24 protein-coding genes and 2 pseudogenes are annotated in these 25,682 nt (G+C 69.6%); 15 read left to right on the plus strand and 11 right to left on the minus strand.

Annotated elements, in window-relative coordinates:
* Nucleotides 1-3 precede the first annotated feature (3 nt).
* From CP970_RS03790 to CP970_RS03805, 4 genes are all read right to left on the minus strand, one after another.
* Nucleotides 4-873 (minus strand): carbohydrate ABC transporter permease, encoded by an 870-nt coding sequence (locus CP970_RS03790; protein WP_055546978.1) that lies wholly within the window; start codon nucleotides 871-873, stop codon nucleotides 4-6.
* Nucleotides 866-1,810 (minus strand): carbohydrate ABC transporter permease, encoded by a 945-nt coding sequence (locus CP970_RS03795; RefSeq protein WP_055546976.1) that lies wholly within the window; start codon nucleotides 1,808-1,810, stop codon nucleotides 866-868. The genes CP970_RS03790 and CP970_RS03795 overlap by 8 nt, the downstream gene beginning before the upstream one ends.
* On the minus strand, nucleotides 1,807-3,063 hold the full coding sequence (locus tag CP970_RS03800; protein ID WP_055546974.1) for an ABC transporter substrate-binding protein: 1,257 nt from the start codon (nucleotides 3,061-3,063) through the stop codon (nucleotides 1,807-1,809). The genes CP970_RS03795 and CP970_RS03800 overlap by 4 nt, the downstream gene beginning before the upstream one ends.
* A gap of 65 nt (nucleotides 3,064-3,128) precedes the next feature.
* Entirely contained in the window at nucleotides 3,129-4,259 is a 1,131-nt protein-coding gene (locus CP970_RS03805; RefSeq protein ID WP_055546972.1) for an ROK family transcriptional regulator, read from the minus strand.
* Between the two features lie 297 nt (nucleotides 4,260-4,556).
* Between CP970_RS03805 and CP970_RS03810 the strand changes: the two genes are divergently transcribed.
* The 4 genes from CP970_RS03810 (at nucleotide 4,557) to CP970_RS03825 (ending at nucleotide 7,368) form a co-directional block, all read left to right on the plus strand.
* The gene (locus CP970_RS03810) at nucleotides 4,557-4,694 is read left to right on the plus strand and encodes a lasso RiPP family leader peptide-containing protein (RefSeq protein WP_107098919.1); all 138 of its coding nucleotides are present in this window, start codon (nucleotides 4,557-4,559) and stop codon (nucleotides 4,692-4,694) included.
* Between the two features lie 81 nt (nucleotides 4,695-4,775).
* On the plus strand, nucleotides 4,776-6,683 hold the full coding sequence (locus tag CP970_RS03815) for an asparagine synthase-related protein (protein ID WP_063806071.1): 1,908 nt from the start codon (nucleotides 4,776-4,778) through the stop codon (nucleotides 6,681-6,683).
* Nucleotides 6,680-6,943, plus strand: a complete 264-nt coding sequence (locus CP970_RS03820) for a lasso peptide biosynthesis PqqD family chaperone (protein WP_055546968.1) — start codon at nucleotides 6,680-6,682, stop codon at nucleotides 6,941-6,943. The genes CP970_RS03815 and CP970_RS03820 overlap by 4 nt, the downstream gene beginning before the upstream one ends.
* Nucleotides 6,940-7,368, plus strand: coding sequence for a lasso peptide biosynthesis B2 protein (locus CP970_RS03825; RefSeq protein WP_055546966.1), 429 nt, complete (start codon nucleotides 6,940-6,942; stop codon nucleotides 7,366-7,368). Before CP970_RS03820 ends, CP970_RS03825 begins: the two co-directional genes overlap by 4 nt.
* 27 nt (nucleotides 7,369-7,395) lie before the next feature.
* Here the strand turns inward: CP970_RS03825 and CP970_RS03830 are convergent, their stop codons facing one another.
* Nucleotides 7,396-9,330: an ATP-binding cassette domain-containing protein gene (locus CP970_RS03830; RefSeq protein ID WP_224058204.1), complete on the minus strand. Its 1,935-nt coding sequence runs from the start codon at nucleotides 9,328-9,330 to the stop codon at nucleotides 7,396-7,398.
* A gap of 316 nt (nucleotides 9,331-9,646) precedes the next feature.
* Between CP970_RS03830 and CP970_RS03835 the strand changes: the two genes are divergently transcribed.
* Together CP970_RS03835 and CP970_RS03840 are read left to right on the plus strand one after the other, a co-directional pair.
* Nucleotides 9,647-10,738 carry a mechanosensitive ion channel family protein gene (locus CP970_RS03835; RefSeq protein ID WP_055546964.1) on the plus strand — a complete coding sequence of 364 codons (1,092 nt, stop codon included), beginning with the start codon at nucleotides 9,647-9,649 and terminating at the stop codon, nucleotides 10,736-10,738.
* A 70-nt stretch (nucleotides 10,739-10,808) separates the two neighbouring features.
* Complete coding sequence (locus tag CP970_RS03840; RefSeq protein WP_055546962.1) at nucleotides 10,809-11,735, plus strand: cation diffusion facilitator family transporter; 927 nt, start codon at nucleotides 10,809-10,811, stop codon at nucleotides 11,733-11,735.
* Nucleotides 11,736-11,787: 52 nt separating this feature from the next.
* Here CP970_RS03840 and lipB read toward each other — a convergent pair whose 3' ends face one another.
* Entirely contained in the window at nucleotides 11,788-12,477 is a 690-nt protein-coding gene (gene lipB, locus CP970_RS03845; protein ID WP_206188638.1) for a lipoyl(octanoyl) transferase LipB, read from the minus strand.
* A 248-nt stretch (nucleotides 12,478-12,725) separates the two neighbouring features.
* Between lipB and CP970_RS03850 the strand changes: the two genes are divergently transcribed.
* Together CP970_RS03850 and CP970_RS03855 are read left to right on the plus strand one after the other, a co-directional pair.
* Nucleotides 12,726-13,073, plus strand: a complete 348-nt coding sequence (locus tag CP970_RS03850; protein WP_055546959.1) for a DoxX family protein — start codon at nucleotides 12,726-12,728, stop codon at nucleotides 13,071-13,073.
* 133 nt (nucleotides 13,074-13,206) lie between these two features.
* Complete coding sequence (locus tag CP970_RS03855) at nucleotides 13,207-14,301, plus strand: baeRF3 domain-containing protein (protein WP_055546957.1); 1,095 nt, start codon at nucleotides 13,207-13,209, stop codon at nucleotides 14,299-14,301.
* Nucleotides 14,302-14,340: 39 nt separating this feature from the next.
* Here the strand turns inward: CP970_RS03855 and CP970_RS03860 are convergent, their stop codons facing one another.
* Nucleotides 14,341-14,997: a hydrolase gene (locus CP970_RS03860; protein ID WP_055546956.1), complete on the minus strand. Its 657-nt coding sequence runs from the start codon at nucleotides 14,995-14,997 to the stop codon at nucleotides 14,341-14,343.
* A 226-nt stretch (nucleotides 14,998-15,223) separates the two neighbouring features.
* Between CP970_RS03860 and CP970_RS03865 the strand changes: the two genes are divergently transcribed.
* The 5 genes and pseudogenes from CP970_RS03865 to CP970_RS03885 all read left to right on the plus strand — a co-directional run bounded on the left by CP970_RS03865 (nucleotide 15,224) and on the right by CP970_RS03885 (nucleotide 19,151).
* Nucleotides 15,224-15,691 (plus strand): MarR family winged helix-turn-helix transcriptional regulator, encoded by a 468-nt coding sequence (locus CP970_RS03865; RefSeq protein ID WP_055546954.1) that lies wholly within the window; start codon nucleotides 15,224-15,226, stop codon nucleotides 15,689-15,691.
* 182 nt (nucleotides 15,692-15,873) lie between these two features.
* Nucleotides 15,874-16,179, plus strand: coding sequence for a GNAT family N-acetyltransferase (locus CP970_RS03870; RefSeq protein ID WP_107098918.1), 306 nt, complete (start codon nucleotides 15,874-15,876; stop codon nucleotides 16,177-16,179).
* A pseudogene (locus tag CP970_RS03875) lies at nucleotides 16,176-17,058 on the plus strand (pirin family protein). Before CP970_RS03870 ends, CP970_RS03875 begins: the two are co-directional and overlap by 4 nt.
* Nucleotides 17,059-17,091: 33 nt before the next feature.
* Nucleotides 17,092-18,324, plus strand: a complete 1,233-nt coding sequence (locus CP970_RS03880) for a glutaminase (protein WP_055546952.1) — start codon at nucleotides 17,092-17,094, stop codon at nucleotides 18,322-18,324.
* Nucleotides 18,325-18,419: 95 nt separating this feature from the next.
* Entirely contained in the window at nucleotides 18,420-19,151 is a 732-nt protein-coding gene (locus CP970_RS03885; protein ID WP_055546950.1) for a S1 family peptidase, read from the plus strand.
* 48 nt (nucleotides 19,152-19,199) lie between these two features.
* Here CP970_RS03885 and CP970_RS03890 read toward each other — a convergent pair whose 3' ends face one another.
* The 3 genes from CP970_RS03890 to CP970_RS03900 form a co-directional block, all read right to left on the minus strand.
* Nucleotides 19,200-20,042 (minus strand): MerR family transcriptional regulator, encoded by an 843-nt coding sequence (locus CP970_RS03890; RefSeq protein WP_055546948.1) that lies wholly within the window; start codon nucleotides 20,040-20,042, stop codon nucleotides 19,200-19,202.
* Between the two features lie 218 nt (nucleotides 20,043-20,260).
* Nucleotides 20,261-21,364 (minus strand): carboxylate-amine ligase, encoded by a 1,104-nt coding sequence (locus CP970_RS03895; RefSeq protein ID WP_079043473.1) that lies wholly within the window; start codon nucleotides 21,362-21,364, stop codon nucleotides 20,261-20,263.
* Nucleotides 21,365-21,512: 148 nt separating this feature from the next.
* Complete coding sequence (locus tag CP970_RS03900; protein ID WP_055546946.1) at nucleotides 21,513-21,737, minus strand: hypothetical protein; 225 nt, start codon at nucleotides 21,735-21,737, stop codon at nucleotides 21,513-21,515.
* A 294-nt stretch (nucleotides 21,738-22,031) separates the two neighbouring features.
* Here CP970_RS03900 and CP970_RS03905 point away from each other — a divergent pair, with 294 nt between their 5' ends.
* Both CP970_RS03905 and CP970_RS44005 read left to right on the plus strand, forming a co-directional pair.
* The gene (locus tag CP970_RS03905) at nucleotides 22,032-24,461 is read left to right on the plus strand and encodes an eCIS core domain-containing protein (protein WP_079043469.1); all 2,430 of its coding nucleotides are present in this window, start codon (nucleotides 22,032-22,034) and stop codon (nucleotides 24,459-24,461) included.
* A 338-nt stretch (nucleotides 24,462-24,799) separates the two neighbouring features.
* Nucleotides 24,800-25,093 (plus strand): DUF3592 domain-containing protein, encoded by a 294-nt coding sequence (locus tag CP970_RS44005; protein ID WP_169801225.1) that lies wholly within the window; start codon nucleotides 24,800-24,802, stop codon nucleotides 25,091-25,093.
* Between the two features lie 102 nt (nucleotides 25,094-25,195).
* Here the strand turns inward: CP970_RS44005 and CP970_RS45755 are convergent.
* Nucleotides 25,196-25,321 (minus strand): annotated as a pseudogene (locus tag CP970_RS45755) (hypothetical protein); the annotation flags it as partial.
* Between the last annotated feature and the right edge of the window lie 361 nt (nucleotides 25,322-25,682).

The raw sequence follows: 25,682 nt of genomic DNA on the forward strand, positions 1-25,682 counted from the left end.
GGATCAGCTCTTGGATCCGGAGAGCGCGACGCTCTGGACGAAATGCCGCTGGAGGAAGAGGTAGACGAGCAGCATGGGCAGGCTCGCGACGAGCGAACCGGCCATCATCACGGGGTAGTTGGTCTCGAACTGTCCCTTCAGGGAGGTCAGTCCCGCGCTGATCGGCATCTTCTCCGGGTCGGTGTTGACGACCAGCGGCCACAGCAGGTCGTTCCAGGACCACATGGCGGTGATGACGGCGAGCGCGGCGAGCGCGGGCCGGATCAGCGGCAGCATGATGGACCAGAAGATCCGGAAGGGGCCCGCGCCGTCGATGCGGGCGGCCTCCTCCAGCTCCTTGGGGAGCGTGAGGAAGAACTGGCGCAGCATGAAGGTGCCGAACGCGCTGAACATGCCGGGCAGGAACAGCGCGGGTGCGGAGTTGAGCAGGCCGAACCGCTGGATGATGTCGTACTGGGGCAGGACGAGCAGCGAGCTCGGCACCATCAGGACGGAGAGGAAGAGCGCGAACAGGACGTTGCGGCCCCTGAATTGCATGCGTGCGAACGCGTAGGCGGCGAGGGAGCAGAACACCAGTTGACCCAGGGTGCGGCCGACCGTGTTGATGACGCTGTTGGTGAGCATTTCCTGGAAGGGCAGCCCGGTGAAGACGTCGTCGAAACTCTTCCCGTTCCAGTCGTCGGGCAGGAACGTGGGCGGCACCCGCGAGGTCTCGGCGAGGGTCTTGAACGCGGTGAGCAGCTGCCACAGGAGGGGGAAGACCATCACGAGCGCGCCGAGCGAGAGCACGGCGTGGGTGGCGACGGACCCCGCGGTGATCCGCTTTCTGTTCCTGGGCTGTACCTGGCGTATGTGCTCTTGGGTGTCAGGCATAGTGCACCCACCTCTTCTGGAGCCGGAACTGGAGATAGGTGAGGGCGGCTATGACCACCATGAGCAGGAACGCGAGCGCGGCGGCCGCGCCCTGCGCGTTCTCGATGAACGCCCATTTGTAGAAGAGACCGACGACCGACTGCGTATCGCCGATCGCGGGGTTCTTCTCGCCCATCATGATGTAGATCAGGTCGAAGGTCTGCAGTGAATTGATCATGCAGATGACGGAGGCGAAGAAGATGGTCGGGCTGAGCAGCGGCAGCGTGATCGTGAAGAATCTGCGCAACGCCCCCGCCCCGTCGAGTTCCGCGGCCTCGTAGTAGTCCTGCGGGATCCCCTTGATGCCCGCCATGAAGATGATCAAGTAGTAGCCGGTGGTCGACCAGACCATCACCGTCCCGATCGCGTACACGGCGGTGGACGGGTCGGACACCCAGTAGTGGCGGTCGACGCCGAACCATCCGAGGATTTCGTTGAGGAGTCCGAAGTCGCCGTTGTAGAGCCAGTTCCAGACAAGGCCGACGGCGACGGGAAGCGTCACGAACGGCACGAAGTACAGGGCGCGGTAGACGGAGACGCCGCGCAGTCCGCGGCGGTTCAGGAGGGACGCGATGACGATCGCGATCGGCAGCGCGGTGAGTCCGATGACGCTGTAGATCAGCGTATTGACCAGCGCCTGCCAGACGGTGACGTCCTGGATCACCCGGGCGTAGTTGTCGGTGCCGATGAACGTATGGCCGCCGAACGCGCCGAATTCCGTGAAGCTGAAGTAGAAGGTCTGCAACAGCGGCCAGAAGTAGAAGAGGGCGAATCCGATGCCGAGCGGCGCGATGAACCAGTAGGCGGCGCGCTGATTGCGGGAGCCCGGGCGCGGTGCGGCTTCGGACGCGCGCCGCTCCTTCGCCTTCGCGGCGGCCGTGGCGGGAAAGACACTCATACGGCGCGCTCCTCCTTCAGGGCCCGGTCCATCTGCCCGCCGAGCTTGCGGCAGGCGCTCTCGATGCCGCCCTTTCCGCTGAACGCGGCGCCGAGGATCGGGTATTGGAGGTTCTCCCAGACGGTGGTGTTCTTGGAGCTCGGATACGGGACGGCGTACTTCTGCATCTCGATGAAGTGCTTCAGGTCGAATTCGGGCATCGACTTGAGCCAGGCGTCCTGCGTTCCCTCGTACGAGGAGATGGTGACGCCCTCCCGCGCCTGGATCTCGGCGGCCTCCCTGCCCGCCATGAAGTGGACGAACTGCCAGGCTGCGGCCTTCTTGCGGCTCTTGGCCGAGATGACGTTGGCCAGGCCGTGGATGATGGTGGCCCTGCGGCGCCCCTTGGGCAGGACGGCGACGCCGCCGTGGTCCTTGAGCGCGGGTACGGCGTACATCTGTCCCGCCATCGCGGAGAGGTCGTAGTTCATGGCGACCTTCTCGGACCAGTAGCGCACGCGTCCGACGGACTCGACCATCGCGCTCTGCGGCGGGGACCAGCCCCGGTCGACCATGTCGGTCAGGAAGCGCAGGCCCTCGATGGAGCGTTCGTCGCCGAATCCGGAGCGGCCGTCCTTGAGGACGTAGCCGTCGGCGCCGCAGACGGCCGGGTAGATCTTCATCTGCCGGTCCATCTCGGCGGCGAAGCCGTGCACGCGCTGACGCGGATCGGTGAGTTCGGCCGCCGCGTCGCGCACGTCGTCCCAGGTCCAGGTCTCGTCGGGGTAGGTGATGCCCGCCTTGTCGAAGAGCGCCTTGTTGTACCAGAGGCCGATGGTGTCGAAGTCCTTGGGCAGCCCGTACTGCGTGCCCTCGTAGGCGTAGAGCTTCACCAGCGCTTCGGGATGCCTGTCGACGGGCGTCCGGTCGCTCCTGATGTGCCCGGAGAGCGGTTCGAGGACGCCGTTGGCCGCGTACAGCTGGAAGTTGACGGCGTTCATCCAGAACACGTCGGGCGCGGTGCCGCCCCTCATCGACGTCTTCAGGGTGGTCCAGTACGTCGCCCAGGGCGTGAGCTCGATCCGCACGGATATCCGCGGCTGTTCCTTGCGGAACGCGGCGATGATCTTCTTCATGCCCGGCACCTGCGCCGGGTCCCACATTCCGTACGTGAGGGTGGTGCCGCCCCCGCCGTCCGTGTCGTCGTCCCCGCCGGAACAGGCGGTGAGCAAGGGGGCCGCCAACGCCCCGCCGAGCAGAGTCCTTCTGCGCATGCGCGCCTTCGCCTCCTGTGCAGTCGTCGGGCGTCACCGCGGAGCACCCCCGCTCGGGGGCGGCGCTACGACGCCATGTCTCCGAGCAGCTCCTCCTCCACCTGGTCGAGCGCCTTGCGTACGGCGCCGATGGCCACGCCGCGGTCGCCCAGCGGACTCAGGGCGATGCGCGGGACGTGCAGGGTCATGGGGCGCAGCCGGTCCTCGAGCAGCGGCACCAGATGGCCGCCGACCGGGGTGGCCCCGCCGGTCAGCACGATCAGTTCCGGGTCGACGGCCAGCGAGATCGCCGCGATGCCCGGGGCGATGCGGTCCGCGAAGTCCGCGACGGCGGCCAGGGCGCGCGGGTCCGCGGCGTCCGCGGCGCGGGCCAGCGCCGCCACTTCGGACTCGCCGGTGGCCCGCGCACCCGGCCAGCGCAGGGCGTCCTGGGCGCCGCTCATGCCGAGCAGCGGCAGCATGCCGAGCTCGCCCGCGCCGCCGCGCCTGCCGCGGTGCAGCCGCCCGTCGATGGTGAGGCCGCAGGAGACGCGGTGTCCTGTGAGCACGCAGACGACGTCGCCGACCAGGGTGGCGGCGCCCTGCCAGCGTTCGGCGAGCACCGCGAGGTTGACGTCGTTCTCGATCAGGGTGCGGCCCGCGCCGCCGTCGGGGAGCAGCCGCCCGAGGTCGACACCGGACCACTCGGGGATCACGACGGAGGTGATGACCCCGGCCCCGTCCACCATGCCGGGCACGCCCACGCAGCGGGCGAGGACCCCGTCGCGGGGCGCGTGGGCGTCGAGGAAGGACTCCATGGAGTCGCGCAGCAGGTTCAGTCGGGCGCTTCCTCCCAACTCGGGGTCTATGGCGTGCCGTTGGGCGGCTCTGACGGTGCCGCCGAGGTCGGCGACGAGCAGTACCATCTTGTGCAGCCCGATGTCGACGCCGAGCACGTGACCGGCCTCGGCACGGAAGCGGAAGCGGCGCGCGGGGCGTCCCGGCGGCCGCTCGCCGGACTCCTCGGCGGCCTCCCCGACGAGTCCCCGTTCGGCCAGTTCCTCGACGGCCGCCTCCACCGTCGGTCTGGACAGGCCGGTGTCGGCGGCGAGTTCGGCGAGGGTGCGGGGGCTGCGGTGATGCAGGGCGCGCAGCACGACGGTGGTGTTGAGCCGCCGCAGCGCGAGCAGGTCGTGGCCGCGTGCCCGGTTCCGCATCAGTGCTGCACCTCCGATTCGCCGCCGAGGCGGCTTGGTTGACCCGGTGGACGGGGGCCCTGGCCTGCCGCGCACCGAAATTGTTGAGGACACTTGCATAACTCTTCCGGCCGGGGAACCCCTTGCGCAGCGCCGGTGTGAGCGCCCGGCGCACCTTCTGAAACGCACCCTTATTCATTCTTTCGGGCGACAAATCACCCTGCTTGGCGTAGTGGTGCATGCCCTGGGCATTTTCCGGCCGAGTGCGGATCCCCGCACTCACACCGGAAGTGACCGGAAGCGAAGGGGAGGTTCTCCATGCAGCATGAGGAGATCTACGAACCACCGGCGATGGTGGAGGTCGGCGACTTCGCCGAGCTGACGCGCGGTGAGCCGCTGGGGGCGTTCTACGAAGGCGGGTTCCCGCCCTACGAGTGGTACCTCGGCCCCAGCTGATCCAAGCCCGGTCGACGGCTGTCCGCGGACGGCCCTCGATCGAAGCCTCATCAACAACAATTCTCTGACGGGTGACATGCCATGAGTGGTGACGTGTGGTTCGCCGTCCTTCCCGACGGCGCAGCCGGCGTGGCCGCGGCACGGCTCCTGCGCCCCTGGACCACCGACACCGTCACGCACGACTCAGGTCGGCCCTGGCTGCTGGGCAGTTGGCCGGACGGTCACGTGACGGTGGGAGTGGCCGGGGCGCGGCGAGTCGCGGTGATCGGACGCTGTCCCGTGACCGCCGACACCCTCTCCGCGCGCATCGGGCGGCTGCGCGGCGTCGGGGACGTGGAGCGTGTCGCCCAAGGGCTGCACGGCAGCTTCCACCTCGTCGCATCGGCCGAAGGATCCGTCCTTGCCAGGGGCAGCGCGTCCGGGGTGCGGCGGCTCTTCCACACGCGCGTGGCCGGTGTGACGGTGGCCGCCGACCGATCGGACCGGCTCGCCGCCCTGACGGGCGCGGACCCGGACGAACGGCTCCTGGCCGCCCATCTGTTGGCCTCCCCCCTCCCCTATCCACTGGACGACCGCTGCGTCTGGCGGGGCGTGCACGCCCTGCGGTCCTACGACTCCCTGCTGCTCGACGCGGAAGGCCGGGCCACCACCCGCCGCTGGTGGACCCCTCCCGACCCTGAGCTCGGGTGGCGGCAAGGAGTGCCCGCGGTGCACGACGCGCTGACCGCAGCGGTGGGCAGTTGCACGGCGGGCGGCGGCACGGTGAGCGCGGACCTGTCGGGCGGCATGGACTCCACCAGCCTGTGCTTCCTCGCGGCGCGGGAGCAGAGCGGGATCCGGTCCGCCTTCGCCGGGGCGCGCCTGGTCACCATGCGCTGGCGGAGCCTCGACCCGGACAACGACGACGAGATCTGGGCAGCGCGCGCCACCAGCCGTCTGCCGGACGCCGAGCACGTCACGCCGCCACGCGATCAATGGCCGCTCTGGTACAGCGGTCTGGCGTCCCTCACCGACGCCACCGCCCCCGCCATCCCCACCGACGAGCCGGGACCCTGGGTGCGCGACAGCGCCAGGATGGCGGCCCTCGCCGACCTGATGACCGGCCGCGGATCGCGCCTGCACCTGATGGGCGGCGGCGCGGACGAGCTGTTCACCACGCTCCCGCCGCATCTGCACGACCACGTGAGACGGAACCCGTGGGCCGCCTTCGCCCGCATCCGCACCCAACGCGCCGCACAGCACTGGCCCCTCGGGCAGCTCCTTCGCCAGCTCGCCGACCGCAGGACGTTCGCCCAGTGGCTCACCGGCTGGGCCGACGGCCTCACCGACCCCGCACCCACCTCGGCCGCGGTGGTCCGCAGCGCCCCCTCGACAGCGTGGGGCGTGGACCTGCGCATGCCCCCATGGGCGACCCCCGACGCGGTCCGTGCCGTACAGAGCCTGCTCCATGAGGCCGCGGAGAGCGCCGGCACCGCGGCGCCCCTCGCGGCCGAGCGAGGACAGCACGCGGCGCTCTCCTGCGTACGCTCCGGAGGGCGCGGTCTGCGCCAGCTCGACCAGGTGACCTCCGCGCGCGGCCTTCCGCACGCGGCGCCCTACCTCGACGACACCGTGATCGAGGCGGCCCTGGCCATCCGCGTCCCCGAGCGCAGCACCCCCGGCACGTACAAACCGGTGCTCGCGGCGGCGATGCGCGACATCGTGCCCGCCGACGTACTGCGCAGGCAGACCAAGGGCGAGTACAGCACGGACTTCCACACCGGCCTGCGCCACAACCGCTCCGCGCTGGTCGGCCTCTTCGAGGGATCGCAGCTCGCCCGCGCCGGTCTGATCGACGCCGCCGCGATCCGCGCGGCCCTGCTCGGGGTGCATCCGACCCCGGAGGCGCTGCGCTCCTTCAGCTCCACCCTGGGCAGCGAGATCTGGCTCCGCTCCTGCCGGGGAAGCACCCGCCCACCGAACACCGCGATCACCGAAGGAGCCCCGTGAGTCTCACCCTGCGCCCCGACGTCTGCGCGACGGACACCCCGGACGGCATGGTCCTCCTCGACGAAGTCACCGGCAGATACTGGCAGCTCAACGGCTCGGCGGCGCTCGTCCTGCGCACCCTGCTCACCGGCGCCGAGCCGCCCGACGCGGCCCGCGCGCTGCGCGCGGCCCACCCCCGGCTCACCGCCGAGCGCGCGGACGACGACACGGCGGCGATCACCGGCGCGCTCCTCGCGGCCCGTCTCGTGGTGCCCGCATGAGCCAGCCGATGGTGTCCGCCACCCGCGACAGGCTGCCGCTGCGCCGACGCCCGCCCGTGCTCGTCGCCACGGCCGCCGCCCGGCTCATCGTCCTGCTGAAGCCGCACCGCGTCCGCCGCGTGCTGATCGCGGTCCGGCGCGGGGCCGCCCCCGCCACCACCGAGCAGGCGCTCGCCGCGCGTCGGGCCGTGGTCGCGGTGAGCGCGCGCTGCGCCGGGGAGGGCTGTCTGCAGCGTTCCGTGGCCACCGCCCTGCTGTGCCGGATGCGCGGGGTCTGGCCCGACTGGTGCACCGGAGTGCGCACCGCGCCGTTCCGCGCCCACGCGTGGGTGGAGGTCGACGGCCTCCCGGTGGGTGAACCGCACCAGTCCGCGGCCTACCACCGCATGATGGTGGTGCCGGTCCCGCCGACGAAGCGAGCCTGAGCCCGTCGACGGGTCACGGACGACCGGTCACCGGTCCTGCGCCAGCCGGTAGAGCTCCGCGAAGAGCCCGTCGCGGGCCAGGAGCGTCCGGAAGTCGCCCTCCTCGCGGACGCGCCCCCGGTCGAGTACGACGATGCGGTCCGCGATCCGGGCGTTCTCCAGGCCCTGGGTGACGAAGACGGCCGTCCTGCCCGCGGCGAGCTCCTTGAAGCGACGGATCACCAGGTACTCGGCGCGGGGATCCATCGCCGATGTGGGTTCGTCGAGCATCAGCATGGCGGCGTCGCGGTAGAAGGCCCGCGCGACCGCGATCCGCTGCCACTGCCCGCCCGACAGATCGGTGCCGCCCCAGAGGGTGCCCGCGACCAGCGTGTCCAGGCCGTGCGGGACGCGCTCGATGACGCTGTCCGCGCCCGCCGCCCGCGCGGCGGCCAGGAGCAGCGCGTCGTTCTCGGAGCGGGGCTGGCCGAGATGGATGTTGGCGCGCAGGTCCATCGGCCAGCGGGTGTAGTCCTGGGGCACCAGGCCGACCTTCGCCCACACGCTGTGCGGATCGGCCTCCGCCAGATCGACGCCGTCCCAGCACACCGTGCCCGTGGAGGCGATGCGGAGCCCGGTGAGCAGGGCGGACAGCGTCGTCTTCCCCGAGCCGTTCTCACCGACCAGGGCGATGAGTTCACCGCGGCGCAGGGTGAGGCTGACGCCGTCGAGCGCCGGGGCCGCGGCGCCGGGATAGGTGTAGCTGACGTGCTCCGCGCGGATCTCGGCGGGGCCGCCGTCCGGCACCTCCCTGGAGCCGCGGACCGCGCGCAGGGTCTGCGCGCGCCGCAGGAAGTCCTGCCAGTCCTCCAGATACAGGCTCGTACGGAACAGCCTGGCGGTGGCGAGCACCAGTGAGGTCAGCGCGCCCGTGGAGGTGCGCACGGCGATGACGGCGGTGGCGGCGAGCGCGAGGTCCATCCGGCCGCTGGCGGCGAGCCAGCCGAGGGCGGCCCAGGTCAGGGCGAGCATCAGCCCGCTGACGCAGGCGCCGAGCAGGGTGACGCCGAGGATGCGCGGGGCGGCGCGGCGGTGGGTGCTCATGATCCGGCCGCTGATCTCCGCGTACCAACCGGCCAGGAACGCCGCCATGGTGGTGGCGCGGACCTCGGCGGCCGTGCGCTGGTGGGTGGCGTAGTGGCGCAGCAGATAGCGCAGATGGCTGTCCGCGATGTTCTGGTGGTCGGCCCGGTGCCGGATGCGGGCGGTGGTGACGGCCGCGGCGCCCTTGGGCAGTACGGCGAGCACGAGCAGCGGCAGCAGTACGGGATGGAGCAGGGACAACACCGAGGCGGCAGCGACGATTTGACCGAGCGCCGAGACCAGCGCCTGGGCGTCGGCGACGAGGTTCTCGGTCGCCTCCGCGCCCCGCCCCGCGGCCTGCAGCCGGTCGGCGAAGCCCGGCCTGTCGTACTCCTCCAACTCCACCTGCGGGGCGGCCGCGAGGATCTGCAGATCGGCCGCGGAGGCGACCTCGGGACCGAGCCGCGCGGCGGCCCAGACCCCGACCGCGTCGGCACCTGCCCGTACCCCCGCGGCAACGGCGACCACGATGAGGCCGGGCGCGGCCGCCGCGATCCGATCGGCCACCTGACCACCCTGGAAGAGCTGGGCCAGTACGCCGGGCAGCGCGGCGAGCGCCACGGCCGACGCGGCGACGACGGCCAGTTGGCAGACCGCGAGCCAGCACATCGCGGGACGGTCGGCCGCCCAGCCGAGGCGGGTGGCGGCGCCGAGGGTACGGGGCAGCCGCGCGGCCATCCGCCACCAGGAGGCGTGCGCGATGTCCTCGAAGCGCGGATCGCCGCGGTAGCCGACCTGTTGGCGGGCGTCGGCGGCCGACGAGCCGGAGGAGGGGACGGACGACGAACCGGAAGCAGGGCCGGGGGAAGCGGGCGGCGAGGCTGAGGAGGACTGCGTCACTCTCCTCATCCTGGTGACCCAACTGGTGCGCGCGGGGGCGAAGTTGGAGAATTCGCCCACACGTGGCGAGGCGGTTGACATACGTGACGGGTCTGTGAAGATCCAGGTGGGGGTACGCGCGACGGCCGCCGACGCATGGGGCAGGATGACGTCCGCGCCGGACCGGGTCCCGTTCCCGCGTGACCGCACTCCCGGAATCGAGCAGGTATCACCAGGTGACGACACATCACATAGGCCGCGTTCAGCCGCATTCGCCGCGTACGACGGAACCCCGGGCCGCCGCCGCGCCCTCCTCCCGTACGACGGGAGCGCACCGATGACCCGCGCGCTCACCCTGCACGACTGGATCGTGGCCGCCATCGCCGTGTTCGCCGGAGTCGCGGCGGGCCTGCTGCTCCGCACCACGCTGCGGTGGCTCGGCGAGCGGGCCAGCAGGACCCGTTGGAGCGGCGACGACGTCATCGTCGACGCGCTGCGCACGCTCGTGCCCTGTGCGGCCATCACCGCGGGCCTCGCCGCGGCGGCGGAGGCCCTGCCCCTCACGCATCGCACCGGGCGCAACGTCACGATGACGCTGACCGCGCTGCTCATCCTGGCGGCGACGCTCACGGCGGCCCGGATCGTCACCGGCTTGGTGAGGGCCGTGGCGCAGTCCCGCTCCGGGGTCGCGGGGTCGGCCACCATCTTCGTGAACATCACGCGCGTCGTGGTGCTCGCGATGGGCTTCCTCGTCGTCCTGCAGACCCTCGGCATCTCCATCGCGCCGCTGCTCACCGCGCTCGGCGTGGGCGGTCTCGCCGTCGCCCTCGCGCTCCAGGACACCCTGGCCAACCTCTTCGCCGGTGTGCACATCCTCGCCGCGAAGACGGTGCAGCCCGGCGACTACATCCGGCTCAGCAGCGGTGAGGAGGGCTACGTCGTCGACATCAACTGGCGCAACACCACGGTGCGTCAGCTCTCCAACAACCTCGTGATCATCCCCAACGCCAAGCTCGCGGGCACCAACATGACCAACTTCAGCCGCCCCGAGCAGGAGCTGTCGATCATGGTGCAGGTCGGGGTCAGCTACGACAGCGACCTGGAGCACGTCGAGCGGGTCACCACCGAGGTCGTGGACGAGGTGATGACCGACATCACGGGCGCCGTGCCCGACCACGAGGCGGCCGTCCGCTTCCACACCTTCGGCGACTCGCGGATCAGCTTCACGGTGATCCTGGGCGTCGGCGAGTTCAGCGACCAGTACCGGATCAAGCACGAGTTCATCAAGCGCCTGCACCAGCGTTACCGGGCCGAGGGCATCCGGGTGCCCGCCCCCGCGCGCACCGTCACCGTCCAGCAGGGCGAGCTGCCCCCGCCGCTCGGCATCCCGCACCAGCGCGACGCCTCCTCGGAGCCCCGGGTGCACTGAGCCGACCGGCCGTACGCCCGGGGTGCGCGTGCGGTGGCGGGCCCCGCACCGGCATGATCCACTCGCGGGCATGGGGCACGACCACGGCCCGTCCGCGGCGACGGCGGGCGGCACGCTCAGCGGGACCTACCGCAACCGGCTGCTCTGGACGATCGGGATCAGCGCCACGATCACCGTCATCCAGGTGATCGGCGCGCTCCTGTCCGGCAGCCTCGCGCTGCTCGCCGACGCCGCGCACAGCCTGACCGACGCTGTCGGCGTCTCCCTCGCGCTCGGCGCCATCACCCTCGCCCAGCGTGCGCCGACGCCCCGGCGCACGTTCGGCTTCTTCCGGGTGGAGATCTTCTCCGCCGTACTGAACGCGCTGCTGCTCGTCGGCATCTTCGTCTGGGTCCTGTGGTCGGCCATCGGCCGCTTCAGCGAACCGGTGGAGGTCAAGGGCGGCCTGATGTTCGTGGTCGCGGTGGGCGGACTGCTCGCCAATCTGGTGGGCCTGTGGCTGCTGCGGGACGCCAAGGAGAAGAGCCTCAATCTGCGCGGCGCCTATCTGGAGGTCCTCGGGGACGCGCTCGGCTCGGTCGCGGTGATCGTGGGCGGCCTGATCATCCTGCTCACCGGCTGGCAGGCCGCCGACCCGATCGCCTCGATCGTCATCGGCCTGCTGATCGTGCCGCGCGCGTACGGGCTGCTCAGGGACTCCTTGCACGTACTCATGGAGGCGACCCCGCAGGACGTGGACCTCGGCGAGGTGCGCAGTCACCTGCTCGAGGAGCCGGGCGTCGTCGCCGTACACGATCTGCACGGCTGGACCGTCACCTCGGGGATGCCGGTGCTCACCGCGCACGTCGTGGTCACCGACGCGGCCCTCACGGGCGGATACGGCGAGCTGCTCGGGCGGCTGCAACGGTGCGTCGGCGACCACTTCGACGTCGCGCACTCCACGATCCAGCTGGAGCCCGAGGGGCACGGGGAGGACGGCGGGGCGCTCCATACGTAGGCGTTCTCTACGTAGACGTTCCCTACGGAAGCGTCCCCTACGTAGGAGCTCCCTACGCAGCCCCGAAGGCCCGCGCCACCGCGTCCCGCACCGCCGCTTCGCCGGGCGCCGCGACGCCCCGCTCGGCGGCCAGTTCCGCGAGCGACGTCATCGCCACGTCGGGCAGTCCGCACGCCGTGAAGCGGGTGAACTCGTCCAGGTCGGACGCCACGTTGAGCGCGAAGCCGTGGCTGGTGACGCCGCCGCGGATGCGCATCCCGATCGACACGAGCTTGTCGTGGCGCGGCGTCCACACGCCGACGAGGCTCTGCGCGCCGGACGGGGTGTCCCTGCGCAGGGACTCGAAGCCCAGCGATCCGACCGCGTCGACCAGGGCGTTCTCGACCCACCGCACGATGTCGCCCGGGCCGCGTTCGCGCAGGTTGAGGACGAGATAGCCGACCAGCTGTCCCGGCCCGTGATAGGTGGCCTGGCCGCCGCGGTCGACCTCCACGAGCGGGATCGGGGAATCGGCGTGCGGCAGTTCGTTCGCCGGGGTCCGGGTGCCGTACGTGATGACCGGCGGATGCGTGAGGAGTACGAGGCGGTCGCCGATGGCCCCCGCGCGGCGCTGCTCGACCCAGCCGCGCATGGCCTCCATGGCGTCGAGGTAGGGGACCTCACCCAGATCGATCCGCTCCAGGTTCCGTTCCAGGTACGGAACCTCACCCGGACCGACCCGCTCCAGCTCCCGCGCACCCATCCCGCGCCCTCCTCCGCGCATCGGCCCCCGGCCTGACCGGCGAGCCTCCGAGGGTGCCAACCGGGGTCCCGGCGACGGAATTCCCCGCGCCCGAAGCTCCCTTGACGGCCGCCGGGGCCCGGCCGGGAAGTTTCTTCCGGCGATCTGTCACATTCCCGTCCGCCCGCGGGTCAGGGGAAGTGAGGGAGCGAGACTCCCCCGCCGGAGCGGCCCCCGCACCGGCGTCCACCCGATGAGGAGCCACTCTGATGTCCACCGCCTACGTCGTCGTCACGCTCGTCGCCGCCGCCATGACCGCCTTCTCCGCCGCCTCCGCGTTCCTGCGCGCCGCCTGGGTCGTCAAGCCCATCCACGACTACGGCATCCCGGACTCGTGGCTGCCCTGGCTCGGCGCGGCCAAGGCGGCCGGGGCCGCCGGTCTGCTCGTCGGGTTCCTCGTGCCCGCCATCGGCATCGCCGCGGGCATCGGGCTCGTGCTGTACTTCACCGGCGCGGTGATCACCGTGGTCCGCTCCCGCTGGTACACCCACATCCCGTTCCCCCTGGTCTACGCCGCCCCGATCGTGGGCGCGCTGGCTCTGGGCCTTGCCGCCTGACCGTCGGCGGCGGACGAAATGCCCTGCTCACGATTGCGGCATATCGTTCTTTGGGTCACCGAAGCCACCTCGGCTTCGGCTCGTCGAAGCCACTTCAGGCCGTGCAGGACACCCCCGTCCCGGAAGGGCCCTCATGCACCGCTCACTGACCCCCGCCACGCTGGCCGAGCTGCGGCAGCCCCGTACCTATCCCGCCGTCACGGTCGTCCTGCCGACACATCGCAGAGAACCGGACAACGCACAGGACCCGGTACGCCTGCGCAACCTCCTGGCCGAGGCCAAGGAGCGGCTGCGCGCCGACCCGGCCGTCACCGCGGAGCGCGCGGCCGACGTCGCGGGGCAGCTGGACAAGGCACTGGACGAGGTGGACCTGGTGCACGCCGAGGACGGCCTCGTCGTCCTCGCGGCGCCCGGGGAGCACCAGGTGTGGTCCCTGGCCAGGTCCGTGCCCGCGCGCGTCGTGCTCGCGGACACGTTCCTGACCCGCAACCTCGTGGCGGCCCAGGCCGCCGAGCGCCCGTACTGGGTCCTCGCCGTCTCCGCGGACCGCGTCACCCTCTGGAGCGGCACGCCCGAGCGCGTCACCGAGCACCGGGCCGACGGCTTTCCGCTGACGCGGGACCTGGAGGACCCCGACGCCCAGCGCAAGGAGCGGATCGGCGACCTGCCGAGCACGTTCCAGGACGAGCAGACCCGCACGTTCCTGCGCGAGGCCGACCGTGCGCTCGCGGCCGTGCTCGGCGCCGCGCCGCGGCCGCTGTTCGTGGCGGGCGAGGCCGCGGCCCTCTCCCTGCTCGACGCCGTCGGCTCGGCGGCCGACGGGGCGACGCCGATCCGGCACGGCGGCCTGGCGCAGGGGCCCGCGGCCGCGGTCCACGAGGCGGTCCTGCCCGCGCTCGCGGACCGCGCCAAGGCCGAACAGGACGCCGCGCTCAAGGAGTTGGACGGCGCCCAGGGCCGCAAGCAGTACGCGGCCGGACTCGACGAGGTCCGGCAGAACGCGATGACCGGCCGGGTCGGCCTCCTCGCCGTGGAGGACAGCTACCGGGCGACCGTACGCGACCACGGAGGCCACCTCGTCCCCGCGGAGAGCGGCGACCTCGACGCACGCGACGACATCGTGGACGAGATCGTCGAGCGCGCCCTGGACGCCGGAGCCCAGGTCCGCTTCCTGACCGAGGGAACGCTCGCCGACCGGGGCCGGATCGCGGCGGTCCTGCGGTACTGACCGCCTGGTTCGGCCCATCGAAAGCGGGCCGTCGGAATGTCAGGCCTGGCTGCCAGTGGGCGTGGCCAAGAGCTGCATCTCCCAGGCGAAGGCCACACCACTGGCACCACCGTGCTCCGCCTGGACCTCGGCGACGCCCGGCACGGTCTTCTCACGGGCCCAGTCGCGCTGCCACTCGCCCAGCACGGCCATCCAGGTGATCGGTACGACGCCCGCCTGGACCATGCGCCGCACGGCCATGTCGTGGGCTTCCTTCGAGGCACCGCCCGAGGCGTCGGTGACGGCGAAGACCTCGAAGCCCTCCCCCGCCGCCTGTATCGCGGGCATCGCGACACACATCTCCGTCCAGAGGCCGGCGATGATCAGCTTCTTGCGTCCTGTCGCCTTGACGGCATCGACGACGCGTTCGTCCTCCCAGGTGTTGATGAAGGTCCTGTTGATCGGCTTCTGCTCCGGGAACACGTCCTGCAGCCCCTTGATGAGGTAGCCGCCGCGCTCCTCCACCACGGTCGTCAGGATGGTCGGCACGTCGAACACCTTGGCGGCCTTGGCGAGGCCGACAACGTTGTTCACGATCATCGTGGGTTCATGGCTGTTCAAGTTGGCGAACTGGAACGGCTGATGGTCGATCAGCACGACGACACTGTCCTCCGGCGTCAACAGTGCTTGCAGTCCGGATTTCGCTGCATTGCTCATGAGATCCCTCTCCGGGTGCTTCGTGTGTGCGGGGATATTTCACGTGTGCGGGGATGAACGGGAGAGCTCCGGGAGAGGCCCCCCTCGACCCGACTGGATGACGTGGCGCCGACATTAATGTCAGCCGGTTGACACGTCAACCACCTTTAGACATTCCGGACATCGCGCGGAATCGACCACGTCAACGGGATAGATGAGGTGTCAACGTTCTCGCTACACTCCATCGATGAACGCAACACCTCGCTGGCTGAACCCGGAGCAGAAGGCCGCCTGGGACAGTTTCATCCGCATGCAGGAGACGCTCATCGGGCGACTCTCCCGCCGGGTCCAGGCCGACTCCCACATGTCCGCCGCCGACTACCTCGTACTGGTGAGCCTCACCGAACGGGGCGGCGGACGCATGCGCTTCCTGGACCTGGCCAATTCGGTGGAGTGGGAGAAGAGCCGCATGTCCCACCAGGTCAGGCGGATGACGAACCGCGGACTGGTGAGCAAGGAAGAATGCCCCGACGACGGACGCGGAGCGTTCATCGTGGCCACCCCGGCCGGTTACAAGGCGATCGAAGAAGCCGCCCCCACGCACGTCGCACACGTCCGCCGACTGTTCATCGACGCCCTCACCCAGGAAGAGCTGGATACGCTCGCCCGGATCTCGAACCGCGTCCTCGAACACATGAAGAAGCAGCCCGACTAGCCGATCCGAATTCCGGCCAGCCCTCAGCCGAGCAAATTCGATCCCATGCCCGCACGAGAAGAGTGCAGATGTGGTTGACGTGTCAACGGTGACCGTAATCCAAGATCGCCAACCCGTCAACCATCACGTCGACACCCTCGCGAGCACCTCCACAAACTCCGGTTGACGTATCAACTACGCAGATGGTTCTCTTGCCGCGGAAGCCGTCTCCTCGCGCGGAGGAACGGCGCCGCAAACTCGCCGGTTTTACCGAGTACCACCGGTACGGGACCGAGATCGTCTTCATTCATACGGAGATCGATCCGCGGTTCGAAGGCAGGGGCCTCGGCGGCGTACTCGCCCGCGCGGCCCTCGACGCGGCCAGAGAGCAAGGGCTCGCGGTGCTTCCCTTCTGCCGACCTGGTGCCGCAGGAGCAACGGGCGCGGTTCGGGCTGTGACGCGGGCCGTGCCGGAGACGGAACAGACCGAAGGGACGCGACCGTCATGAGTGACCTCGACCTCCAGCCCGGCCTCCGTCAGTGCGGCGGCCGGGCCGATGTGTCCGCGGAACCCGTCAGAGAGCTGCTGAACCCGCGCGAGGCGAGCCTGGGCAGTACGGCCGTGCGCAGGCTGCTGCCGAACTTGGGGCGACGGATGGTGGGCGCCTGGTGCTTCGTCGACCACTACGGCCCCGACGACATCGCCGACGAGCCCGGCATCCAGATGCCGCCCCACCCGCACATGGGCCTACAGACGGTGAGTTGGCTGCACGAAGGCGAGGTTCTGCACCGCGACAGCGTCGGCTGCGTGCAGAACCTGCGCCCTCGCCAGCTCGGCCTGATGACGTCGGGCCGACCGCCACCGGCACACCGCGCCCCGTTTCGAGCACCACGTCGACCTGCCGGTCGTCACGGCCCCGAGGCTGACGGCCACCGTCGTCCTGGGCGGACTGGACGGCGCGGTTTCGCCGGGCAGCACGTATACGCCGCTGGTCGGCGCGGACCTCACGCTCGCCGAAGGCGCGGACGTACGGCTGCCGGTGGAGCCGGACTTCGAATACGCCGTACTGACGATGTCCGGGGCCACCGAAGTCGACGGGGTAGGTCTCGAACCCGGCTCCATGCTCTATTTGGGCTCCGGCCGCTCCGAGCCGCCGCTGCGCGCGCTCAGCGACGCCGGGCTGCTGCTTCTCGGAGGGGAACCGTTCGAAGAGAAGATCGTCATGTGGTGGAACCTCATCGGACGAACCCAGGAGGAGATTGCCGAGGGGCGCGCGGCCTGGACGGCAGGTGACCGTTTCGGGACGGTCCACGGCTACGACGGCCCGCCGTTGCCCGCCCCCGCCCTGCCGGTGACCCCGCTCAAGCCCCGCGGCCGTACTCGCTGACCGTGCCGCGCTCGCGACAGAAGGACCTGCCTCATGAAGACTCCCGTGCCCGACTACCTGGACGAAGTGCTCGACAGCCTGCGTGCCGACACCGGCGGCGCCAACGCCGACTACATCCCCGAGCTCGCCGAGGCCGATCCGGAACGTTTCGGCATGGCGCTGACCACGACGCTCGGTCGCACGTACGCCGCGGGCGACGCCGACACGGAGTTCTCCATCCAGTCGATCTCCAAGCCGTTCGCCTACGCGGCCGCCGTCATCGACCGTGGCCTCGACCGCGTCCTGGATGCCGTCGGGGTCGAGCCGTCCGGCGAGGCCTTCAACGAGCTCTCCCTCGAAGGCGGCACCCACCGGCCGATGAATCCCATGATCAACGCCGGAGCCATCACCACGCACGCGCTCCTGGTCGGCCCGGATGCAGGCCAGGACGATCGCGTCGACCGTGCCGTGGCGTTCTTCTCCCGCCTCGCGGGCCGGGATCTACAGATCGACGAGCGTGTGTGCGCCTCAGAACTCGCCTCCGCGCACCGCAACCTCGCCATCGCCCACATGCTGCGCACCTACGGCATCCTCGACAGGGACGTGCCCTCCGTCGTCGAGGGATACACGCGCCAGTGCTCGATCCTGGTCAGCGTCCGCGACCTCTCGGTGATGGCCGCGACGCTCGCCACCGGAGGCATCCAACCCGTCACCGGCGAACGGGTGATGGCCCCCGACATCGCTCAGCACGTCATGGCCGTGATGGCCGCGGCCGGGATGTACGACGCGGCAGGCGACTGGCTCACCCGAGTGGGCATCCCCGCCAAGAGCGGCGTCGCAGGGGGCATCGTCGGCGTCCTGCCCGACCTCGTGGGCATCGGCACGTTCTCCCCGCGCCTGGACTCCCACGGCAACAGCCGGCGAGGACGCCTCGTCTTCGAACGGCTCTCCCGGGACATGGGAATGCACCTGTTCTCCTCCGCCCGTGGCCGACTCGACGCCGTCGACGTGAGCGAGTCACGGGGCACGGTCACCTTCACCCTGCGGGGCAACGTCCAACTCACCGCCGCTTCGGAACTCTTGGACCTGATGGCCGAATCGGACGGCACGACCGACGTGGTTCTGGACGTCACCAGGGTGCATTCGTTCTCCGACGTCGGACGCCGCATGTCGCTCGAAGGCCTGCGCCGACTGCGACTGGACGGCCGCAGGGTCGCCCTCCGCGACCCCGCGGGCGTACTGCCGGACCCTGACCTGGGAGACGGCACGTACCCGGACGCCTCCTGATGTGAACCCGCACCCCGCTCGTGCGGAACGCTTTTGCTCAGCAGGGGCTCTCACTACCTGTACGGCTGTACCCCTCCGAGGAGTTGCTCTGCATAATGCGTCGCTTTCGTGTACTGCTACTGACTGTCCTCCTGCTGGTCACGGGCTCGGTGATGTCGTCGGCCCCGGCCTTCGCCGTCATCGGCGGATCAAAGAGCACCTACGGCCCGTGGGCGGTACGCATGCTCGTTGACGGCAAACCGGCGTGCACCGGGACAGCGGTCGCTCGCCAGTGGATCCTCACCGCCTCACACTGCTTCTACGAGCAGGCGCTGCCGGTCGCCGACAAGCGGATCTCCTTCCGAGTCGGCAATCTCGACATGCGGAGGGGCACCACGGTCCGCCCCGTCCCCCACAAGCGCGTGGGCAGCGCGCACGCCGACATGATGCTCGTGAAGGTCCCGCCGATGAACATCCCCACGGCACGCCTGGCCACGGTCGGCGTCCACCGCGGCCAGGCCGTGCGGCAGTACGGGTGGGGCGCCACCTGCACCACGGACGAGAGCGCCTGCCAGTCCCCCGTACTCAAGCAGTCGGACTTGAAGGTCGTACGGCCCAACGACCCCCTGTGCGCGGGTCACACCGCACCGGGCGGCCCCGACTTCTGCATGAAGAAGGTGCGCGGAATTCCCGCCGGGGGCGACTCCGGAGGCCCGGTGATGACCGTTGGCCCGCGAGGCACCGAAACCCTCATCGGCGTCTTCAACGGCTCCGACCGGGAGAAGAGCGCCGAGGCCGGGGAAGTGTCCCAGCAACTCTCCTGGATTCGCTCGGTCATCCGGCGATAGCACCGGCACGGCACCGGCCGGGTTCCTCACGCACAGCCACACCAGCGATCAGCTGCCTGCGGCGAGGTCCCCGTCAAGGAGCCGTACCGTGAGTTCCATGCACCGCGTCCGGGCCGCGGAGAAGCCGTAGGGCATCTTGGTCACCGCTTCGAAGGCACTCATCTGGGTGTCCTCCGCGCCGCTCGCCTCGGCGTCGTCGATCTCGAAGAGCTTCTCCTCGGCCACGTCGAGGCCGGCCGCTTCAATGGCCTGGAGCAGGGCCTTGTGGTGGGCGGCGTGCCGCACGGCGAGTTCCTCGACCCGCGGGTCGTGGGGGTCGACGGTGTCATCGAGGGCGGCGTCGGCCGCGTCGAGGCGGTCCGCCTCGGCCCGTAGGCCCGGATGGGTCGCCAGGACGATGAACACGCTGGCCTGAATCGCGGCTCCCAGCGGCCCGAAGATCCGTTCCGTGACCAGCAGGGCGTCCAGGTCGGAGGGGCGCAGCGCACCGGAAGGCAGGTGGCTGAGCCGGTCCGTGACCAACGGGGAGAGCAAACCCAGCGGGCTGCCCACGGCCCGCAGGCGCTGGACTGCCGCGCGCTGACGCTTGATGTCGGCCTCCTGGGCGGCCAGGGTCTCCTCCAGCCGGCCCAGGACGTCCTCGACGTCCCGGGCTTCGTCGAAGGCCGCCCGCATGTCGTCCAGGCTGATGCCGGCCTCGGACATCTTGCGGATCCACAGCAGGCGGATCATGTCGTCGTAGCCGTAGCGGCGGCGTCCGTCTCCACCTCGCTCGGGCTCCGGCAGCAGACCGATCTGGTGGTAGTGACGGATGGCGCGCGGGGTGGTTCCGGCGAAGGCGGCGGCATCGCCGATCTTGACGTCGCGGGGCGGCATGGCGGAGGGGTACATCGCAGACAGGGCCTTTCGTGCTGTGGTGCCCTCGACGACACCACATGCCGCTACGGCATGTGCAACTACACACCACGCGGCCCTGACGGGCTATCGGGCGGTCACGGTGGCGCGAGGGCGCGAGGGCGCATACTCGAAGAAGGTGACGGCGTCAGGCTGGTCGAGATGAGGTGGTCGACAACGTCGGTGAGACTGGCGCGGCGTTGATAGGCGGCGCGTTAGCGGTCCGCTCCGCTGCCGTCTGCCCGTAGGCGTGTCCAGAGCGTGCGGACGAGCTCGATGTCGCCGTGATCGCGCAGCGCGGGCGTCAGCCGGACCAACAGCCGGTCGACCTGATCGGTGAAGGGCGTGAGGCGGCCGGTGGGCAGGTCGATGCCGTCACCGCCGAGGCCGTCTCGGGCAGCACGCCAGCAGGCGGCCCGCAGCATCTCCGCCCCAGGACGAGGCGCCCGCTCCCCGGCGTCGACGGCGCGCAGGGCGGTGGCGACCATCGCCCTGGCGAGACCGGCAAGCAGTACCGTCTCGCCCGCCGTGGTGCTCGCGTCGGCTGCGCGGAACTCCAGCGTGGGGACGTGGTGTGAGGGCCTGATGTCCCAGTACAGGCCGCCGCGATCCATGACCGCGCCCGTGGTGAGAAGACCACTGACCAGGCCCTCGAAATGGTCAGGGGACTCGAAGTACGGCGGAGGCCCGGCAACCGGCCACCGTCCCCAGATCGTCGTGCGCCAGCTCGCGTACCCGGTGTCGCGCCCCGCCCAGTACGGCGAATTGGCCGTCAGGGCGATGAGGACGGGAATCCAGGGACGCAGGTGGTTGCTGATCTCCAGGGCCGTGGCCAGGTTGGGCACACCGACGTGGATGTGGCAGGCACAGGCACTCTGCTCGTCGTCCAGGGCCCCGAACATCGCGGCACTCCTGGCATAGCGGGGCCCGGCGGTCAGGGGCGCCGGGGTGACCTGACCGAGCACGGGGGTTCCGCTGGAGACGATGCGCAGGCCCTGCCGCGCGGCGGCCCGTGCGGCGGCCGCCCGGGTGGATCGGAGCTGCGCCGCGAACTCGGTGAGACTGGTGTGCGGGTCGGTGCGCACCTCGACCTGGTAACGGGTTATCTCCGTACCGACCCTCGGACCGAGTACGGACGCGGCTTGCGCCACCACCTCCCGCGCCGCCGGTCTCACGTGGCGTGTCACCGGATCAACGAGCAGGTACTCCTCCTCCGCCCCCACCGTCAGAACGGCTTCTTCTCCTGTGCCGGTCCGGCGTTGGCCATGGCCAGCCACCACCTCTTGTGCGCCGACGGGCGTCTGCCCTGTACTCGCCATGGTGAACATGCTGTCACGTGCGGTGCTGACGGACTCGCTGCTGGACGCGTCGGTGCGACGGCGCCTCGTGCCGACCCGGCCGTCAGGATCGGCACCTACCTCTCCGGCGGACCGCACCGCCGGTGCTGGGCCGCCTGCCCGGAAGGTGTCAGAGCTGGCGGAAGTAGACCGTGCGTGGGAGGGGCGTGCAGCCGAGCGCCTCGTAGAGGGCTCGGGCCGGTGCGTGGAACCGGTCTCCCCCGGTGTCGATCTCGACGACCTCGGCACCGAGGGCCAAGGGACGGAAGGAGTCCTCGTAGAACGGCCGGAACGTGTCGATGGTCAGTTCGGTGAGTTGTGCCAGGTCGTGCTGGGTGAACGCGCGGATTTTCATGGAGGTGTCGCCTCTCGGGCTGAGGGCTTGATACCCGGTCGGAACACGGGCCGCAGTCGGCCCGCTCCCGGTCCGCCGACGCCGAGGTGGTCGACGCGAAAGCGTGAGCTGCCACCTGAGGAACCCACCGCGAGGTGAGTCGCGGCAGGCGGAACTGAGCTGGTTTCAGGCTCTGTTGGGCTGCCTCATGCCGTCGGACCTGCCCTGGTGTCTGCCCTCAAGGCTCTTCGCGGTGCACCCCGTCCGCGCTAAGGATGCACAGCAGTGCGCTCACCCCTTCCAAGGAGAGTGAAGATGGAGGCACGACAGAGATCCGGCGACGAGCCGAGGGCGGAAAGGCCGGCTCGCTCGACGCAGGCGACACCTCCGGCAGGTCTGCTCGCCCTGCAACGAAGCGCCGGCAACGCCGCGGTGACCGCCTTCCTGCGGCATTCCGGGACGGCGGAGCCACCTCGGTCGGGATCGGACCAGGAGGAGCACGAGCGCGCGGAAACAGGGGCGTTGGGCGCGGCAGAGGTCACGGCGTTGCAGCGCGACATCGGCAACGCCGTGGTCGGTGAAATCGTCAGCCGCGCCGTCGGCTCGACTGCCCAGGCGGACCAAGGCGCAGAGGAGCCCGAGCGGTCTGACGAGCCCCAGGTCCAGCGCATGGCCGTGCACGACGTGCTCCGTGCGCCGGGTCGGCCGATGGATCCCGCTCTGCGCGAAGAGATGGAGCAACGCTTCGACGGCTCCACCTTCGACTCCGTGCGTATTCACACCGGAACGGAGGCCGCCAAGTCGGCGGCCGAGCTGGGTGCGCAGGCGTACACAGCGGGTACCCATATCGTTTTCAACGAGGGCGTCGAGCGCGACAAGCACGTGGTCGCGCATGAACTCGCGCACGCCGAAGAGAACATGAGGGGTTCTTCGTTCAAGGCCGTCCCCTATGGCGATGGGGTGAACGTCTCCGAAGTGGATGGCGCCTCAGAGATCGCGGCAGAGGCGACCGCACGGCGTGTCATGGGCCCTTCGCTTCCGTCTGCCCCCGCGCATGGCTCTGATGGGTCCGATTCACCTCCGCACGGCACCGGCGCGAGCGCCGCCCGTTCGGCGACGCCGAGCGTGCAGCGAGCCCTTTCGGTCGGAGACACGGACCTCACGGCCGTCTACAAGCGCGACACCGAGAATCTCTCGGACAAGCACAAGCAGCAGGTTCTCCGTTCGATGGTGAACCAGGTGAACGTGGGGTTCAACCAGGCCCGCGCACGCAAGGAGTTCACGCCGAAAGAGGTTCAGGAATTCGCCGGTGAACGCGAGAGGATCCAGTACCAGCTGGCCAGGGCCATCGTCTCGCCTGTCGGAGAGATAGGCATGCACCCGGTCCTCAACAAGTGGGTGGGAAGCAACAAGGACTTCGGTGCGAAGAATCACGACATCCGGGTCAACGACTACGCCGAACTCGCCCGCAACCTGATGGGGTGGGTGTACGCCAAGGAGAACAGGCACAAGGAAAAGGTCAATGCCAAGGCCATGCACGGGGATGAAAACCTGAACGTGCACCTCAACGTGCTTCTGCTGCGCCTGTACGACTTCATGAAGGATGTCGTCCCGCAGAACAAGATGATGGATGAGCGCAACGTCGAGTTGATGGAGAAGGAACTGGTACGGGGGGTCGCCCATATCAAGTCACAGCCGTACATGAAAAACGGCCACCATGACCCCGAAAAGGCGGGGAAGCCCGTCGGATCCTACCTCGCACATTTCGATGGAAAGTTCCGAAAAGACGTACGCGGAACACGCCTGGACGCTCGCATCATCGAACGCGGTGGTCTGCTCGAAGTCATGAAGCAGCCTCAGAAGTACGGGCTCAGGGAGAAGATGATCTCCCTGCATGACCTGTCCGAGTACTTCGGCCCGTCCCAGCACACGCCTCCAACCCAGGGCAAGAATTCATTCGAAGACATCAGGGGACAGGAGAAGATGAGCACCGTCGGCTGGGACCGGCGAGGCAATCGACTCACTGCCGACGATCGCGGCCAGAATCCTCAGTTCCATGACGACGGCAGCCGCAAGCGGGACAAGAACAACAAGCCGGTGACGCACCCGTCGACACGGAACGAAGGTTCCGAGACGACCAAGCTTGCGCGTGAGAAGCGGGCCCCGGTCTGGGCAGGGCAGTCGTACACGGCCGGCAGGATGTTCAAGATGGCCAAGGAGAGTGGCGCATCCTCCGAGGAGATCGCGGCGGTCGCGTGGGGAATATTCGCGTTCTGGCGTACGGACTTCGATCACACCACAGAATTTGCCTACCACACGCTGCATGAAGTGATGGACATCGCGCAGAACTTCGGCGTCCACTACGACATGAACGACTCGTACGGTTCCTACCGCACGCTGGACATCGAGAGAGTCGCCGCCGGGATGTCGACACTGGCCGGGCAAATAGACAGCCTGTACCACGAAGCCGCCGACCGTGCCGAATGGATGAAGGCACAGATCAATGCGCGGGGCATGGCCACGGATCGGGACGAGGAGATCCTCGCGAACTTCAGGTACGTCCGCAAGAACTCCGGGGCCCTCGGGAACAAGCTCAAGGTGATCGCCGACTCGCTGAGAATATGGAGTTCCCTCAACTCCAAGGACCAGGCCAGGACTCTTCGTACCTGCATTGATGACGGTCCGGGTTGGCAGCGTGAGGTCGCGAACCTGCACTCTCTCCTCGCGAGGGCGAGCCGCCACTGACCTCCCGCCAGGCGGCCGCCTCCACGGATCCGCCCCGATGCGTATCGCCTCCGCCCAGCACCCCTTCCGTCCGCGCGACGCGCGGACGGAAGTCGCCTTACCCTGCACTCCACTTGAGACCGTTGTGTCTGACCTGAAGCACGAGCGCACAGCACTATTGAGGAACGCGGACGGCAGGAGGAGGATCACGGAAGGCGATCCTTGGGGGGCTTATGGACGGCGGATCGGCAGCCGCTGCGAGCATTGCCTTAGTGGGTGGCAGTACTGCCACGTGGGGAAACGTCCTCATCCTCAGGGACCGATTCGCGCTTCGGCGTCACGGCATTCTGGTCCACGGTGTGATCGACGGGATGCTCCGGACCGGCAAAGCACAGGGGGACCAGATGTACGCGGCGCTGGTCCGCTTCACCACCCGCGACGGCGTCGAAGTCGTGGGACAGAGCCTCGAACACTACTCAGGTACACACGAGACCGGCCACCCGGTCGTCGTACGCTATATGGCCGACGATCCGAGCAAGGTCATGGTGGGAGAGCAGGTCCCCATCGCGGGCTGGCTGCTCTTCTCGTTGTTCTTCGCGAGCATAGGAATCGCTGGACTGATCGGCTGGGTCTGGCTGCTCGCCGGATTGTGAGCTGGCACCGCCGACCACGCCCGGCTCTTCAACTCGCCCGTTCCCACCACCGGCCCGGTCGTAGTCGTCTGGAACGGTGGCGTCTCCCGCCATGACCCCGGTCTCCGTACACCCACGCCGTGCAGCCAACGCGAAGACGGGGACAACGATCAAAGGCCCGCCCATCGACTCCACCCATATCGGGGAGGTGCGGGACGCATGGGCTTCGGGAGATGAAGAAACGCTCATGGCGTCAGTGTGCCCGCGCCCCTTCGTTGCGTATGGCGCGGCTGGGGGGGGGGAGAGACGCGCACGAGGCGGGAGCCCTCCGGGAGGCCGAGGCCGGCCTCCCGGAGACGCGCGATAAGGCGCTCGGCGATGGTCATTTCGCGTGCACCGTATCCCAGAGGGCGCGGCCAACGGTGCCGGGCATCGCCCCCCCCAAAAAAAAGGCCGAGGCGCGGCGGATCTGCCTCGTCGGCGACGAACCCGGCCTTCCCCGCACAGCAGGCTTCCCCGTTACCAGATCCGCAGCACCCCAAGGCCAAAACCCCGCACCACCAGCGACTCAAACAGCCTCAACTGCCCCGTCAGCAGAGTTCAGATCAGA

Source organism: Streptomyces kanamyceticus (genome assembly GCF_008704495.1).
In the GTDB taxonomy this organism is placed as follows: domain Bacteria; phylum Actinomycetota; class Actinomycetes; order Streptomycetales; family Streptomycetaceae; genus Streptomyces; species Streptomyces kanamyceticus.

What these genes read in the sequence shown, in the direction of transcription:
- CP970_RS03870 (WP_107098918.1), top strand. Translation starts at nt 15,874, where the DNA reads ATGGTTCTCTTGCCGCGGAAGCCGTCTCCTCGCGCGGAGGAACGGCGC.
- CP970_RS03810 (WP_107098919.1), top strand. Translation starts at nt 4,557, where the DNA reads ATGCAGCATGAGGAGATCTACGAACCACCGGCGATGGTGGAGGTCGGC.
- CP970_RS03815 (WP_063806071.1), top strand. Translation starts at nt 4,776, where the DNA reads ATGAGTGGTGACGTGTGGTTCGCCGTCCTTCCCGACGGCGCAGCCGGC.
- CP970_RS03825 (WP_055546966.1), top strand. Translation starts at nt 6,940, where the DNA reads ATGAGCCAGCCGATGGTGTCCGCCACCCGCGACAGGCTGCCGCTGCGC.
- CP970_RS03790 (WP_055546978.1), bottom strand. Translation starts at nt 873, where the DNA reads ATGCCTGACACCCAAGAGCACATACGCCAGGTACAGCCCAGGAACAGA.
- CP970_RS03890 (WP_055546948.1), bottom strand. Translation starts at nt 20,042, where the DNA reads ATGTACCCCTCCGCCATGCCGCCCCGCGACGTCAAGATCGGCGATGCC.
- CP970_RS03860 (WP_055546956.1), bottom strand. Translation starts at nt 14,997, where the DNA reads ATGAGCAATGCAGCGAAATCCGGACTGCAAGCACTGTTGACGCCGGAG.
- CP970_RS03850 (WP_055546959.1), top strand. Translation starts at nt 12,726, where the DNA reads ATGTCCACCGCCTACGTCGTCGTCACGCTCGTCGCCGCCGCCATGACC.
- CP970_RS03885 (WP_055546950.1), top strand. Translation starts at nt 18,420, where the DNA reads ATGCGTCGCTTTCGTGTACTGCTACTGACTGTCCTCCTGCTGGTCACG.
- CP970_RS03895 (WP_079043473.1), bottom strand. Translation starts at nt 21,364, where the DNA reads ATGGCGAGTACAGGGCAGACGCCCGTCGGCGCACAAGAGGTGGTGGCT.
- CP970_RS03795 (WP_055546976.1), bottom strand. Translation starts at nt 1,810, where the DNA reads ATGAGTGTCTTTCCCGCCACGGCCGCCGCGAAGGCGAAGGAGCGGCGC.
- CP970_RS03855 (WP_055546957.1), top strand. Translation starts at nt 13,207, where the DNA reads ATGCACCGCTCACTGACCCCCGCCACGCTGGCCGAGCTGCGGCAGCCC.
- CP970_RS03805 (WP_055546972.1), bottom strand. Translation starts at nt 4,259, where the DNA reads ATGCGGAACCGGGCACGCGGCCACGACCTGCTCGCGCTGCGGCGGCTC.
- lipB (WP_206188638.1), bottom strand. Translation starts at nt 12,477, where the DNA reads ATGGGTGCGCGGGAGCTGGAGCGGGTCGGTCCGGGTGAGGTTCCGTAC.
- CP970_RS03900 (WP_055546946.1), bottom strand. Translation starts at nt 21,737, where the DNA reads ATGAAAATCCGCGCGTTCACCCAGCACGACCTGGCACAACTCACCGAA.
- CP970_RS03840 (WP_055546962.1), top strand. Translation starts at nt 10,809, where the DNA reads ATGGGGCACGACCACGGCCCGTCCGCGGCGACGGCGGGCGGCACGCTC.
- CP970_RS03865 (WP_055546954.1), top strand. Translation starts at nt 15,224, where the DNA reads ATGAACGCAACACCTCGCTGGCTGAACCCGGAGCAGAAGGCCGCCTGG.
- CP970_RS03800 (WP_055546974.1), bottom strand. Translation starts at nt 3,063, where the DNA reads ATGCGCAGAAGGACTCTGCTCGGCGGGGCGTTGGCGGCCCCCTTGCTC.
- CP970_RS03835 (WP_055546964.1), top strand. Translation starts at nt 9,647, where the DNA reads ATGACCCGCGCGCTCACCCTGCACGACTGGATCGTGGCCGCCATCGCC.
- CP970_RS03880 (WP_055546952.1), top strand. Translation starts at nt 17,092, where the DNA reads ATGAAGACTCCCGTGCCCGACTACCTGGACGAAGTGCTCGACAGCCTG.
- CP970_RS03905 (WP_079043469.1), top strand. Translation starts at nt 22,032, where the DNA reads ATGGAGGCACGACAGAGATCCGGCGACGAGCCGAGGGCGGAAAGGCCG.